This is a genomic window from Thalassospira sp. B30-1, assembly GCF_015767575.1.
Classification (GTDB): Bacteria; Pseudomonadota; Alphaproteobacteria; order Rhodospirillales; family Thalassospiraceae; genus Thalassospira; species Thalassospira xiamenensis.
In genome coordinates this window covers 1,978,136-1,991,264 of record NZ_CP065232.1, presented here as the reverse complement: position 1 = coordinate 1,991,264, position 13,129 = coordinate 1,978,136, and the positions used below count along the sequence as shown (strand labels likewise).

The following is a 13,129-nucleotide window of genomic DNA, read 5'->3' as shown; positions in this document are numbered from 1 at the left end:
AAACAATGACAGCTACAGAAGCACAAACCACCAATGGCGTTGTCCCTCCTCCGTCGAACGAGGAAGTGATCACCGTCAGCAAGGCCAACAAATGGTATGGCAACTTCCATGTCCTCAAGGATATCGACCTGCATGTCCGCAAGGGCGAGCGCATCGTTATCTGCGGGCCGTCCGGTTCGGGTAAATCGACCCTGATCCGCACACTCAACCGTCTTGAGACCTATCAGAGCGGCGAAATCACCGTTGATGGCATTCTGCTTGGCGACGATGTCAAAAACATCGAAGCCGTGCGCCGCGAAGTCTGCATGGTGTTCCAGCACTTCAACCTTTTCCCGCACATGACCGTGCTGGAAAACCTTACGCTGGCCCCGATCTGGGTTCGCAAGATGCCCAAGAAAGAAGCCATTGATCTGGCGATGCACTATCTGGAACGTGTCAGGATTGCAGAGCAGGCCCATAAATTCCCCGGCCAGCTCTCCGGCGGTCAGCAACAGCGTGTGGCAATCGCCCGCTCGCTCTGCATGCAGCCGAAAATCATGCTGTTCGATGAACCGACTTCGGCCCTTGACCCGGAAATGGTCAAGGAAGTGCTCGACGTTATGGTCGAACTCGCCAAGGAAGGCATGACCATGCTTTGCGTGACCCACGAAATGGGCTTCGCCAAAGAAGTCGCCGACCGTGTCGTATTCATGGATGCCGGTGAAATCGTTGAAATGGCAGGTCCGCAGGAATTCTTTGCGAACCCCAAAAGCGAACGGACGAAGCTGTTTCTCAGCCAGATCCTGTCTCACTAGGCAAAACGCGCGGTGGACTTCCACAGATTGCGTATCGGAAACGGCCCCCCGAAACGGGGCCGTTTTCTTTTTTGCAAATTTCGGGCTTGCCCCCTGCCCGTCAAATGCCGAAGATCGGCGGGCAAACAGTAATGGATAAACATCTTCATGACCACGCCTTCCACACCTGCTACCGCTGCGTCAACATCGGGCTTCATCACGGTTCAGTCACTGACCAAAAAGTTCGGTCCGAATACTGCGCTTGATGATGTCAGCCTGTCGCTCGGCAAGGGTGAAACCATGGCGATCATCGGCCCATCGGCGGCGGGTAAAAGCGTGCTTTTGAAATGTATCGTCGGTCTTCACGGAGCAGACAGCGGTAAGATCATGCTGGGCGGTGACGATGTCAGCCAGGTCAGTTCGCCTGCGCGAAAACATTGGGCCGAACGGATTGGCATGCTGTTTCAGCAAAACGCCCTGTTTGACAGCATGAAGGTTTGGGAAAATATCTGTTTTCGCCAGATAGAGCGCGGAACCATGACCCGCAAAGAAGCCAAGGATCATGCAGTAGATCTGCTTGGTCATGTTGGCCTGTCCGAAGACAGTGCCTTTCTTTCCCCGGGTGATCTTTCCGGCGGCATGCAAAAGCGCGTTGGCATTGCGCGTGCCATTTCAACCGATCCGGAAATTCTGCTGCTTGATAATCCGACCGCGGGTCTTGATCCGGTTCTGTCGAACCATATCGAACTGATGATCAGCAAGATCGCGACCCAGCGCGGTACCACCGTCATTACCATCACCAATGACATGCAGATCGCACGCACGCGCTACGCTAACCTTGTGATGATGCACGCGGGCAAAGTTTACTGGTCGGGTTCGACAAACGATATTGATGACGCCCATAACGAACATCTGACCCAGATGCTCAATGGTTCGTCACAAGGTCCGATCACCATGCGGATGGGCAAGCGCGGCGACCATATGGTTGCCTGATCGCAAATCGTTGTTGCCGGTCAATTTGCGGTATAAACCGACAAATCCGCTTCACGGATGACATCGGCCCAAACCGGGCCGGGATGACGGTCGGTAAACAGGGCGTCAATTTCCGAAAGATGCCCCAACCGCACCATCGCGCGCCGCCCGAATTTCGATGCATCGGTACACAGGAACGTCTGGCGGGCATTGGAAATGATCGCACGCGCCACCCGGACTTCGCGATAGTCGAAATCCATCAGACTACCATCTTCGTCAACGCCGGAAATCCCGACAATCGCGTAATCGACCTTGAACTGGTTGATAAAATCGATGGTCGCCTCACCAATCACGCCAAAGTCACGCTGACGAACAACGCCACCGGCAATAATCACCTCAAAGCCCGGGTTGGCGGCACAAATCTGGGCGACATGCAGGTTATTGGTGATGATTTTCAGGCTCTTGTGTGACGATAACGCGCGCGCAACCTCTTCATTCGTGGTGCCAATATTGATGAATATCGACGCCCCTTCGGGGATATGCTGCGCCACCAGCTTGGCAATCTCGCGCTTGCTGCCTAGGTTAAGAACCTGACGATCAGTATATGCCGTGTTTTCCGTGGTCGAAAGGCTGGCCGCCCCGCCATGATAACGCGCAACAAGCCCTTCTTCGGCCATCTCGTTGATATCACGTCGAATGGTCTGGGGGGTAACGGCAAAATGATCGGCCAATGTATCAATCGTCATGAAACTGTTCGCCGCGACCAGTTCAAGAATTTCGCGACGCCGCCGATCAAGCTTGCCCATATTGTTTCCTTCCGCCCTGAATTTTCGTCTTTGATTGTTAATTTTCGTTACCGATCAAAATGCTTTCTAATGAACGGCAATGCAAGCCCTGCGCACAAAGAAGTTGTTATTTAAACAGAATGGGCACCAGAATCATGGAAAACACCACCAGCAGAGCAAGCCCGGCAAGGTTCACAACCGCACCGGCGCGAACCATATCGCCAATTTTCAGATAGCCGCTGGCAAAAACAATAGCATTCGGGGGCGTTGCCACCGGCAACATGAAGGCACAGCTTGCGGCAATCGCCACCGGCACGGCAAGCAATAGCGGGTCGATGCCCTCGCCCAACGCATAAGTTGCCACCAGAGGCAAAAAGGTTGCAGCCGTCGCCGTATTGGATGTCAGATGGCTGATCAGGATCACCATCAAGGCAATCAGACCGATCTGCACGAACACCGGCAGGTCTGGTAAAGCACCAGCATTTCCGGCAATCCAGGCCGCAAGGCCGCTGTCATTGATCAGCGCCCCTAACGCCAGTCCGCCGCCCACCAAAAGCAAAACGCCCCAGGGCAACCGCAATGTTGCCTTCCAATCCAGGACATAAAGATTTTCACGTGCCTTGACCGGGATCGCAAACAAGGCAATCGCAGCAAACATCGCAATCGATGCATCGCTGATCGGGACATCGGGCAAAGCCACCTCGATCAGCGGTCGGAAAAGCCACAGGCAGGCCGTCGCCACAAAGACGATGGCAACCGACTTCTCCCCGCGTGACATCGGTCCCAGTGCGGCAATATCACGCGCCAAAGCATGTCGTGCATTTTCCGGAAGATCATCCGCCTGCTGATAGACAACAGATGTCAGTATCCACCAGCAGAATAGCAAAAGGACCGCAGCAAACGGAACCCCCAGCATCATCCATTGCCCGAACCCTATGCTGACATCAAAGTTACTGGCAAGATAACCGGCAAGCAACGCATTCGGCGGCGTCCCGATCAGGGTCCCGATCCCGCCGATGCTCGCACCAAAGGCAATCCCGAATAGAAGCGCCAGCGCAAAATTGCGCGTCAGCGGAGCAAGCTTTTCCGTCACACTTTCATCGTCGTCCTCAATGCCTCTGGACGGTTCCGTTTCATTGTCGCGAAGCAAATTCACAATCGAAAGCGCAATCGGCAACATCATCGTCGCGGTTGCGGTATTACTGACCCACATCGAAAGGAATGCCGTGGCGGTTATGAAGCCCCCGACAAGAGCACGCGGCCTAAACCCTACCGTTTTCAGGATCATCAGCGCAATGCGTCGATGCAGGTTCCAGCGCTCCATGGCGATCGCAATGATGAATCCCCCCAAAAACATGAATATCAGGGGATTGGCATAGTGCGGCGTTACCTGTGCAACCGATGCCAAACCAAATACCGGCGCCAGGGCGACCGGCACCAGTGCTGTTGCCGCTATCGGGATCGCTTCCGACAACCACCAAACGGCCATCAAGGCGGCAAGGGATGCCGCGTACCAGGCAATCGAACTCATGCCACTTGGTGGCTCCATCAGCACCATGGCAACAAACAGGATCATCCCGCCCCAAAGCCCGGCCTGCCGCCGTAATGCTCCGGGTCGGCGGGGCGATGCCGGGTTGGCACCCGTCGACGAGATCGGAAGCCTGTCAATCAGAGGAAATCGGATCATCGGATGCTCCGGCCATAAGGCAGCATATGTGCTGTGAAACGCTGTGATATGCCATCAACTTACGACATCACAATCTCTTCGCAACAGTTTGATTTTTATATAATTATTCCAATTTTCAATTACTTTCGGAGTTTTCCGTATCGCGGAACGCATCCCACCATCGATTATATTTCCGATCCCGGCGATCAATGATAGCGTTACAGCTAAAATCAAATGCAGCCAATTGTGCTGCCAAAACAACGATACCACTGGGAGGATAGAAAACATGATCACACGACCTTACCCTGTCCGGAATGATCCCCGCGTCACGCAACGGAGTTCGATCATTGGATAGCTTCGATTACATTATCATTGGCGCCGGTTCTGCCGGATGCACATTGGCCAATCGCCTCTCGGAAATGGGCGATGCCAGCATTCTTCTGCTAGAGGCCGGCGGCAAGGATACCAATCCATGGATTCATATTCCCGTGGGTTACCTTTATTGCATTGGCAATCCGAATGTCGACTGGTGCTTCAAAACCGAGGCCGAGAACGGCCTGAATGGCCGATCACTGGGATATCCGCGCGGCAAGGTTCTGGGCGGATGTTCGTCGATCAACGGCATGATCTATATGCGTGGTCAGGCTGCCGATTATGATCACTGGCGGCAATCTGGATGTAACGATTGGGGCTGGGATGATGTCTTGCCGCATTTCAGAAAATCCGAAGATTACTATCTCGGCTCAGATGATATGCACGGGTCAGGCGGCGAATGGCGGGTTGAACAGGCGCGCGTGCGCTGGGAAATCCTTGATGCGTTTCAGGATGCCGCCGAACAGGCAGGCATCCCGAAGATCGCCGACTTCAACCGCGGCAATAACGAAGGGTCGGGCTATTTCGCCGTCAACCAGAAACGCGGCATTCGCTGGAATACCTCGAAGGCATTTCTGAAACCTGCCCTGTCGCGCAAGAACCTGGAACTGCGCACGCATGCGCAAGTTCGTCGCCTGATCATTGAAAACGGTCGCGTCACGGGCGTTGAATATGACCGCAGTAGCCAGATTGAAACCGTCACGGCACGTCGTGAAATCGTTCTGTCGGCCGGTGCCGTCGGATCGCCCCATATTCTGGAATTGTCGGGTATTGGTCGCGGCGATGTTTTGCAAAAACATGGCATCCAGACTATCCATGAAAGCGCACAGGTCGGTGAAAACCTTCAGGATCACCTTCAATTGCGCTGCGCCTTCAAGGTCTCTGGCATTCGGACCTTGAACGAACAGGCCAGCAGCCTTGTCGGAAAGGCCGGGATCGCGCTGGAATACCTGTTCAATCAATCAGGGCCGATGTCGATGGCCCCAAGCCAGCTTGGCATCTTCACCAAATCGGACGCGTCATTTGAAACACCAAACCTGCAATATCATGTGCAGCCGCTATCGCTTGAAAAGTTCGGTGATCCTGTTCATCCCTTTCCGGCCTTTACGGCAAGTGTCTGTAACCTGCGGCCACAAAGTCGCGGTAGCATCCATCTGAAATCACCCGATTTCCGCAATCAACCGGCCATTGCACCCAATTATCTGAGCGCGGATGCCGATAAAAAGGTTGCGGCCGATTCAATCCGACTGACCCGCAAAATTGCCAATCAGCCCGCCCTTGCCCCCTACCAGCCCGAAGAATTCAAACCTGGCCCGTCATACGAGACCGAGGATGATCTGGTCAAAGCCGCAGGCAATATCGGCACGACAATTTTCCATCCCGTTGGCACATGTCGCATGGGTGCGGACCCGGCATCGGTGGTTGACCCGCAATTGCGCCTGCGCGGGCTTGACGGGCTTCGGATTGCGGATGCCTCAATCATGCCCACCATTACATCGGGCAACACCAATTCACCGACCATCATGATCGCGGAAAAAGCCGCGGCCATGATCATGGAAAGCACACGAAACTAGCCACACAGATCAAACAAAAAGGCCGGGCAGTCACCCTACCCGGCCTTTTGCATTCTCAGTTGTGTGATCACCCTTTGGTGCGGGCAACGATCCGTTCGCGCACTGCCGCGGCAGAACCGGTTCTGGCGACCTCGCCATCACCAATTACGATTGCCTCGCGCAACAGCGCCGTCGCCTCGTCAAGCTGTGCCTGATCGCGGATATGGGCGATACAAAGCGGCGTTTCGGTCGAAACGGTCTGCCCGACCTTGATGAAATCGGTAAAGCCAACAGCAAAGTCGATCTTCTGATCGGCACGTGTCCGGCCACCTTTCAACGCAACCAGCGCAAGCCCCACCTTGCGCGCATCCATTGATACCACCCGCCCGGTCTTTGCGGCACGTACCGGCTTGATCATCGGTGCCATCTCAAGATGGGCCGATGTGTTTTCAACAAAATCGACCGGTCCGCCAAGGGCCGACACCATTTTACCAAATACCTCGGCTGCCTTGCCCGATGTCAGGGCGTCGCTGGCTTTTTGCAGCCCATCGGCAACATCGGTTGCAACACCGGTCAGTGCCAGCATTTCCGCTGCCAACGCCATCGTGACATCATAAACACGCTGTTCCTGATGTTTGCCCGTCAGGAAATCAACCGCTTCGTGCATTTCAAGCGCGTTACCGACCGTATCGCCCAGAACCTGCTCCATATCGGTCAAAAGGGCCGTTGTCGGCACACCATTGCGGGTCGCGACTTCGGTGATGCTTTCGGCCAGTTCGCGCGCACGATCATATTCATTCATGAACGCACCCGATCCGAATTTGACATCCATCACCAGCGCATCCAGACCCGCTGCCAGCTTTTTCGACAGGATTGATGCGGTGATCAACGGAATGCTTTCGACCGTCGCGGTAACATCGCGGATGCCATAAAAACGCTTGTCCGCAGGGGCAAGATCGGCGGTCTGTCCGATGATGGCACAACCGACTTCACGTGTGACCTTGGCAAATTCATCCAGGGTCGGCGCGGTGCGATAACCCGGAATGGAATCAAATTTGTCCAGCGTCCCACCCGTATGACCAAGGCCCCGTCCCGAAATCATCGGAACAAATGCGCCGCACGCACCAACAATCGGCCCCAGCATTAGACTGACCTTGTCGCCAACCCCACCGGTGGAATGCTTGTCAACGACCGGGCCCTCAAGGCCAAGCGCCTTCCAATCAAGAACGGTCCCGGAATCACGCATATTGCGCGTAAGGGCCGCACGTTCATCCATGGTCATGCCGTTAAAGAATACCGCCATGGCAAGGGCGGCAACCTGCCCCTCGCTGATGCTTTCATCCGCAATGCCTTTGACGAAAAAGGCGATTTCGGCGTCTGTCAGAACTTCGCCTTCACGTTTCCGGCGAATGATTTCCTGCGGCAGCATATGCTGTCTCCTGCGCGCTTATTATTGAATTACGTTTCCAAACCCGATCAAAACATCTTCACGCATCACTTGAAAAATAACGCAGCAGGATCTTGATCAGATTGGCAGATCCTTCTTTTGCCATTTCAAGGGTCTGTTCATGACTAAGGGCCGTCGGGCTCATGCCCGCGGCCAGATTGGTGATGTTTGAAACAGCCGCCACCCGGAATCCCAGACGCCGGGCAAGAATGTTTTCCGGCACCGTCGACATGCCCACCGCATCCGCCCCCAGAACCTTAAGCGCGCGAATTTCGGCCGGCGTTTCGAAACTCGGTCCGGTGCACCAGCAATAAGTGCCTTCAAACAGATTAATGCCAAGCTCCGCCGCAGTATTTTTCAAACCCGATCCGATTTCCGGATCATAAGGCACATCCATTCCGACAAAACGATCATTGCCATGATATCCGATCAACGGATTGGGCCCAAACAGGCTGATATGATCCGTAATCAGCATCAGGTTCCCCGGTGATGCCTCGGGAATAAGCGACCCTGCCGCATTGGTCAGAATAAGCCGGTCTGCACCCAATTCACGCAATGTCTCAAGCGGCTCGCTCATCAAATCCGAACGGCCATGTTCATAATAATGCGCCCGGCCCTGCATGACGGCAACGGAAACGCCCGCGATACGGCCCAGAACCAGTTGCCCGCCGTGGCCCACTACCGTCGGCTTGGGAAATCCCGGCAGGTCGGTATAGGAAATTTTGATTGCATCACTGACGGCGTCAACAACGCCCCCCAGCCCACTGCCAAGAACAAGTGCGACCTCGGCCTTAAAGCCAGGTGCCTTGGCGGCAATGATGTCCAATGCGGCTTTGATGTTGCTCATTTCAAATTCTCCGGCCCGAAGGAATGGGGAATAAGTTCTTCACGTGTCAGGGTCAAAAGCGTTTTGCCTGCATCATTGATGATATAAATCGTCGCATCCGATCCGGTGAATTCCCGGATTTTCTGACGACACCCGCCACATGGCGTACAGGCAACATCGCCAAGCCCGACAACGACGATTTCGTCAAACTTGGTTTCACCCGACAAAACCATGGCCGAAATCGCCCCGGCTTCGGCACAAACACCTTCGGGATAGGCCGCGTTTTCAACATTGCATCCGGCAATGATCTGCCCGCGCTCCGTCCGAAGGGCTGCGCCGACGTGGAATTTCGAATAGGGCGCATATGCCCTGTCACGCGCGGCAAGTGCCGCATCAATCAAATCGCGCGGGGCGTCGGTTACAGTTTGCGATGTCATGTGTCTTGATCCTGTTTTTCCTACCGCTTATCGCGGGCAGGTTCCATCCTGCATATAGTCGTGAACCGTAATCCTGCCGTTGATGATATCGTTGCGCGGCGCATCGGCCGCATCCTTCATCGCAGGCGTGATCAGGTCCCTGTTAAAATCGTCTAACGTCCAGTCAACCCCGTCTTCGGCAAGGCCAAGACTGAGAATACCCGGTTTCCAGTCCCCATCTCGCGCCGCCGCGAATGCCTCGAAAACGGCGACCTCGACATGCTTAACCATCGATGTCAGAATCGATTACGAATGCAGTCCGTTCTGGTTTACATCCGATACAACCCCAAGCTTTCCGGCATCCGCTGTTATCTGCAAAATGCCAATTCCCGTGCTAACGGCCAGCTGCAAAGCAACATCCGCACCAAGACCGATCTGTGTGGCTGCCAGTTCGGCACCACGGGTCGTGTTCGTTCCACGCTGCACTGGTCGAATAAACAACTGTCGGCGTAATTTCGGCGGCCTGCACGGCACAAACCGTGGCAGGCAGCGAAACAGCCAGAACGGCAATGATGAAAAAGACCTGTTTGCAATTCATCACAGCCTCGTTTGCCAGATATGCCGGACCAGAAAGCTGACCGCAACGCGATCAGCGTTCCTTCACATACGGACGACCAAGAGATTTGGGCGGAATGGCGCGGCCAATAAAGCCCGCCAGCAGGATCACCGTCAAAATATAGGGCAATGCCTGCACCAGTTGCACCGGCACCTCGCCAATCCCCGGCAGGATAACGCCCTGCATCCTAGTTGCCGCGGCATCAAGGAAACCAAACAGCAGGCACGCAAACAGTGCCGGGAAAGGCCGCCATTTACCAAACACCATCGCCGCCAGCGCAATATAGCCCTTGCCCGCCGTCATATCCTGCAGGAACGACGCCCCCTGCGCGGTCGACAGATACGCACCCGACATACCGACAAGAACGCCACTGCAAATTACCGCGCGATACCGCATGGCGACCACGCCAATACCGGCGGTATCAACGGCCCCCGGATTTTCACCAACCGCACGCAGACGCAAACCGAAACGGGTGCGATACATCACCCACCACGCGGCTGGAACCGCCAGAAATGCGACATATACAAGAATGTTATGACCGCTCAGCAATTCTGAATAAATCGATCCCAGAACCGGGACATCGGCAACGGCATCCGCGACGGGCAATGTAATCGGCTGGAACCGCGATCCATGATCAAGCGACGGAGTCTTACCGCCCTGCGCAAACAGGGCAATCCCGACAAGTGCCGTCAGACCGGACATCAGGATATTGATCGCCATGCCCGATACGACCTGATTTCCCTTATGCGTGATGCAGGCAAAACCATGCAGAAGCGAAAGGCAGATCGTCGTTGCGATTGCCGCCAGCAAGCCGGCCCAGGGATTTCCGACATAATAAGCCACGGCAGCAGCCGAAAACGCCCCGCCCAGCATCATGCCTTCAAGTGCCAGGTTGATCGTACCCGACCGTTCCGAAAACATCCCGGCCAGTGCGGCAAGAATAAGCGGGGTCGATGTCCGAAGTGTCGCATCCAGAAGCAGAATAACCAGTTCAAAATTATCCATTATGCAGCCTCCTGCGCACGGCGGCGCAAATGCCACGCTGTATAAATCCGGGTCACGCGCGGACGGAACATATGTTCCATCGCACCGGTAAACAGGATCACAAGCCCCTGAATAACCACGACCATATCGTTCGAAATCGTCGGGATTTCAAAGCTGAGCTCCGCCCCGCCCTGATACAGCATCCCAAACAGCAACGCCGCCAGGAAAATACCAAACGGATGATTGCGCCCCATCAGGGCAACCGCAATCCCGACAAAGCCGTAACCGGCCGTAAAATCGATCAGTAACCGGTGCTGAACACCCATTACTTCGTTAAGCGCCATGAAGGCCGAAAGCGCACCTGAAATCATCATCGCCATGATGATATATCGCCCCGGCTCGATCCCGGCATAGGTCGCGGCAACCGCATTGGCCCCCACAGTGCGGATCGCATAACCCCATCTTGTATGCCAGATGAACAGCCAGACCAAAATACTGCAGACAAGCGCATAAACAAACGACAGGTTCAGCGGGCTGCTTGCCATCTCCAGACCAAGGCCCGCGGCGATGTCATGAATGAACGGTAAACGCAGATGTTCAGCGATCTGTTCGCTTTCCGGGGTCATGGACCCTTGCGGGCGCAGAACATTGACCAGAAGATAAACCATCAGCGACGACGCAATGAAATTGAACATGATCGTGGTAATCACGACATGCGACCCGCGACGTGCCTGCAAATAAGCAGGTATATAGGACCACGCCGCACCGAAAATTGCCGCGGCCAGAACTACAACGATCAGCATGATCGGGAATGGCAGGAAATCAAGGTAAAGGGTCGTCAGAATAACACCAAGCCCCCCGACATAGGCCTGGCCTTCGGCACCGATATTGAACAGACCGCAATGGAATGCCACCGCAAAAGCCAGACCGGTAAAAATGAAGTTGGTGGTGTAATAAAGCGTATAACCCCACGCCTCTTCATAGCCGAACGCACCATAAAGCAGGATTTCAACGACTTTCGTCGGACTTTCACCAATCGCCAGAACAACAAGCCCCGAAACAACGAGTGCCAGCAAAAGATTAAGCAGCGGCAACGCGCCGACATCAATCCAGCGCGGCAGTTGAACACTGTCACTCATGCCTGCCCCTCCGCAGCTTTGGCTTCATGGGGATCAACCCCGGCCATCATCAGGCCAAGCACCCGTTCATTGGCATCAGCAGCACAAACTTCGCCGATGATGGCTCCATCACACATCACCAGTATGCGGTCGGCAAGAGACATGATTTCGTCCAGTTCGACGGATACCAGCAAAACGGCCTTGCCAGCATCACGCATCGCAACAATACGTTTGTGAATGAATTCGATGGCACCGATATCGACACCGCGCGTCGGCTGTCCGACCAGAAGAAGCTCCGGATCGCGCATTATTTCACGCGCCAGAACCAGCTTCTGCTGGTTGCCGCCGGAAAAATTGGCTGCTTTCAGATCAGGATCATTTGGCCGCACGTCGAATTCCGACATCAAATGCTTCGTCGCATCGGAAATTGCATGCCAGTTCAGGAAAATGCCCTTCTGATAGGCCGCGTCATCCTCATAACCGAGAATGGCGGCTTCCTTGGCAGAAAATGACGTCACCATTGCCATGCGATGGCGATCTTCAGGCACATGGGCGACACCACGCTTTCGCAGTTCGGCCGTATCCACACCACGACCCGGCGTCACATCCTGCCCGTTTAACAGGACCTGGCCTTCGGTTACCGCACGTATCCCGCCAAGCGCTTCAAGAAGTTCGCTTTGCCCATTGCCGGAAACCCCGGCAATGCCGACGATCTCGCCGGCGCGCACCTTAAAGCTTGCATTCTTGACCTTGCGCACACCCTGCGATGTTTCAATGCACAGATTATCGACCTCAAGAACCGTTGCCGCCGGTGCGGCTTCACCCTTTTCAAGGCGCAAAAGCACCTTGCGGCCAACCATCAGTTCGGAAAGTTCTTCGGGGCTGGTTTCGGCCGTTTTGCGATGGGCCACCATTTCACCCTGGCGCATCACGGAAACATTGTCCGTTGCCGCCATGATTTCGCGCAGTTTATGCGTGATCAGAACAACCGTTTTGCCCTGCTGTTTCAGGGTTTCCAGAATGCGGAACAGATGATCGGCTTCCTGCGGGGTCAGAACCCCGGTCGGCTCGTCCAGAATTAGAATTTCGGCCCCCCGATAAAGGGCCTTCAAAATTTCAACGCGCTGCTGCAAGCCAACAGACAGATCACCCACAATGGCATCGGGATTAACGTCGAGCGCATATTCACGCTCCAGACGTTTAAGCTCCTCGCGGGCTTTGTCAACGCCCTCGCGCAGGATCGCCCCCCCCTCGACACCCAGAATAACGTTTTCAAGAACCGTGAAGGGCTCAACCAGCATGAAGTGCTGATGAACCATGCCGATCCCGACCGCAATAGCGTCTTCGGATCCCTTGATATCGCAAAGCCTGCCATCGACATGGATGGTGCCCCCATCGGCCTGATAAAAACCGTATAGAATGCTCATCAAGGTCGATTTCCCTGCACCGTTTTCCCCGACGATGCCGTGAATCGTGCCTTTTTCGACTTTAAGATCGATTGATTTATTCGCGTGTACCGCACCGAACCGCTTGTCTATACCGCGCAGTTCAATAGCGGGTTGCACGGCACCGGTCTCCCCGGCGCCGTGCATTTGATGCAT

13 protein-coding genes are annotated in these 13,129 nt (G+C 54.9%); 4 read left to right on the top strand and 9 right to left on the bottom strand.

Annotated features, from left to right (window positions below):
* Positions 1–5: 5 nt before the first annotated feature.
* Together IT971_RS09645 and IT971_RS09640 are read left to right on the top strand one after the other, a co-directional pair.
* On the top strand, positions 6–794 hold the full coding sequence (locus IT971_RS09645; RefSeq protein WP_037987528.1) for an amino acid ABC transporter ATP-binding protein: 789 nt from the start codon (positions 6–8) through the stop codon (positions 792–794).
* 147 nt (positions 795–941) lie between these two features.
* Positions 942–1,766 carry an ABC transporter ATP-binding protein gene (locus IT971_RS09640; protein ID WP_051682085.1) on the top strand — a complete coding sequence of 275 codons (825 nt, stop codon included), beginning with the start codon at positions 942–944 and terminating at the stop codon, positions 1,764–1,766.
* 20 nt (positions 1,767–1,786) lie between these two features.
* Here IT971_RS09640 and IT971_RS09635 read toward each other — a convergent pair whose 3' ends face one another.
* Positions 1,787–2,551: a DeoR/GlpR family DNA-binding transcription regulator gene (locus tag IT971_RS09635; protein ID WP_037987529.1), complete on the bottom strand. Its 765-nt coding sequence runs from the start codon at positions 2,549–2,551 to the stop codon at positions 1,787–1,789.
* Positions 2,552–2,657: 106 nt separating this feature from the next.
* Complete coding sequence (locus IT971_RS09630) at positions 2,658–4,217, bottom strand: DASS family sodium-coupled anion symporter (RefSeq protein WP_063094014.1); 1,560 nt, start codon at positions 4,215–4,217, stop codon at positions 2,658–2,660.
* A gap of 293 nt (positions 4,218–4,510) precedes the next feature.
* On the opposite strand from IT971_RS09630, the gene IT971_RS09625 reads away from it, so the two are divergent.
* Positions 4,511–6,142, top strand: a complete 1,632-nt coding sequence (locus tag IT971_RS09625) for a GMC family oxidoreductase (protein ID WP_063094013.1) — start codon at positions 4,511–4,513, stop codon at positions 6,140–6,142.
* Between the two features lie 67 nt (positions 6,143–6,209).
* Here IT971_RS09625 and deoA read toward each other — a convergent pair whose 3' ends face one another.
* Genes deoA through IT971_RS09605 form a run of 4 tightly spaced genes read right to left on the bottom strand, consistent with a single transcriptional unit; the run spans position 6,210 to position 9,101 of the window.
* Entirely contained in the window at positions 6,210–7,550 is a 1,341-nt protein-coding gene (deoA, locus tag IT971_RS09620; protein WP_063094011.1) for a thymidine phosphorylase, read from the bottom strand.
* 58 nt (positions 7,551–7,608) lie between these two features.
* Positions 7,609–8,415, bottom strand: a complete 807-nt coding sequence (locus IT971_RS09615; protein WP_063094009.1) for a purine-nucleoside phosphorylase — start codon at positions 8,413–8,415, stop codon at positions 7,609–7,611.
* Positions 8,412–8,831: a cytidine deaminase gene (gene cdd / locus IT971_RS09610; protein ID WP_063094007.1), complete on the bottom strand. Its 420-nt coding sequence runs from the start codon at positions 8,829–8,831 to the stop codon at positions 8,412–8,414. The genes IT971_RS09615 and cdd overlap by 4 nt, the downstream gene beginning before the upstream one ends.
* Positions 8,832–8,858: 27 nt before the next feature.
* Entirely contained in the window at positions 8,859–9,101 is a 243-nt protein-coding gene (locus tag IT971_RS09605) for a hypothetical protein (RefSeq protein WP_063094005.1), read from the bottom strand.
* A 21-nt stretch (positions 9,102–9,122) separates the two neighbouring features.
* Here IT971_RS09605 and IT971_RS09600 point away from each other — a divergent pair, with 21 nt between their 5' ends.
* Complete coding sequence (locus IT971_RS09600; protein ID WP_063094003.1) at positions 9,123–9,323, top strand: hypothetical protein; 201 nt, start codon at positions 9,123–9,125, stop codon at positions 9,321–9,323.
* A 136-nt stretch (positions 9,324–9,459) separates the two neighbouring features.
* Here IT971_RS09600 and IT971_RS09595 read toward each other — a convergent pair whose 3' ends face one another.
* The 3 genes from IT971_RS09595 to IT971_RS09585 are packed head-to-tail and all read right to left on the bottom strand — an operon-like array spanning position 9,460 to position 13,120.
* Complete coding sequence (locus IT971_RS09595; RefSeq protein WP_063094001.1) at positions 9,460–10,431, bottom strand: ABC transporter permease; 972 nt, start codon at positions 10,429–10,431, stop codon at positions 9,460–9,462.
* Positions 10,431–11,549 (bottom strand): ABC transporter permease, encoded by a 1,119-nt coding sequence (locus IT971_RS09590; protein ID WP_063093999.1) that lies wholly within the window; start codon positions 11,547–11,549, stop codon positions 10,431–10,433. Before IT971_RS09590 ends, IT971_RS09595 begins: the two co-directional genes overlap by 1 nt.
* A complete protein-coding gene (locus IT971_RS09585; RefSeq protein ID WP_063094163.1) occupies positions 11,546–13,120 on the bottom strand; it encodes an ABC transporter ATP-binding protein in 1,575 nt (524 codons plus the stop codon). The genes IT971_RS09590 and IT971_RS09585 overlap by 4 nt, the downstream gene beginning before the upstream one ends.
* Positions 13,121–13,129 lie beyond the last annotated feature (9 nt).

What these genes read in the sequence shown, in the direction of transcription:
- IT971_RS09605 (WP_063094005.1), bottom strand. Translation starts at nt 9,101, where the DNA reads ATGGTTAAGCATGTCGAGGTCGCCGTTTTCGAGGCATTCGCGGCGGCG.
- IT971_RS09645 (WP_037987528.1), top strand. Translation starts at nt 6, where the DNA reads ATGACAGCTACAGAAGCACAAACCACCAATGGCGTTGTCCCTCCTCCG.
- IT971_RS09615 (WP_063094009.1), bottom strand. Translation starts at nt 8,415, where the DNA reads ATGAGCAACATCAAAGCCGCATTGGACATCATTGCCGCCAAGGCACCT.
- cdd (WP_063094007.1), bottom strand. Translation starts at nt 8,831, where the DNA reads ATGACATCGCAAACTGTAACCGACGCCCCGCGCGATTTGATTGATGCG.
- IT971_RS09640 (WP_051682085.1), top strand. Translation starts at nt 942, where the DNA reads ATGACCACGCCTTCCACACCTGCTACCGCTGCGTCAACATCGGGCTTC.
- IT971_RS09590 (WP_063093999.1), bottom strand. Translation starts at nt 11,549, where the DNA reads ATGAGTGACAGTGTTCAACTGCCGCGCTGGATTGATGTCGGCGCGTTG.
- IT971_RS09625 (WP_063094013.1), top strand. Translation starts at nt 4,511, where the DNA reads ATGATCCCCGCGTCACGCAACGGAGTTCGATCATTGGATAGCTTCGAT.
- IT971_RS09595 (WP_063094001.1), bottom strand. Translation starts at nt 10,431, where the DNA reads ATGGATAATTTTGAACTGGTTATTCTGCTTCTGGATGCGACACTTCGG.
- deoA (WP_063094011.1), bottom strand. Translation starts at nt 7,550, where the DNA reads ATGCTGCCGCAGGAAATCATTCGCCGGAAACGTGAAGGCGAAGTTCTG.
- IT971_RS09630 (WP_063094014.1), bottom strand. Translation starts at nt 4,217, where the DNA reads ATGATCCGATTTCCTCTGATTGACAGGCTTCCGATCTCGTCGACGGGT.
- IT971_RS09585 (WP_063094163.1), bottom strand. Translation starts at nt 13,120, where the DNA reads ATGCACGGCGCCGGGGAGACCGGTGCCGTGCAACCCGCTATTGAACTG.
- IT971_RS09600 (WP_063094003.1), top strand. Translation starts at nt 9,123, where the DNA reads ATGCAGTCCGTTCTGGTTTACATCCGATACAACCCCAAGCTTTCCGGC.
- IT971_RS09635 (WP_037987529.1), bottom strand. Translation starts at nt 2,551, where the DNA reads ATGGGCAAGCTTGATCGGCGGCGTCGCGAAATTCTTGAACTGGTCGCG.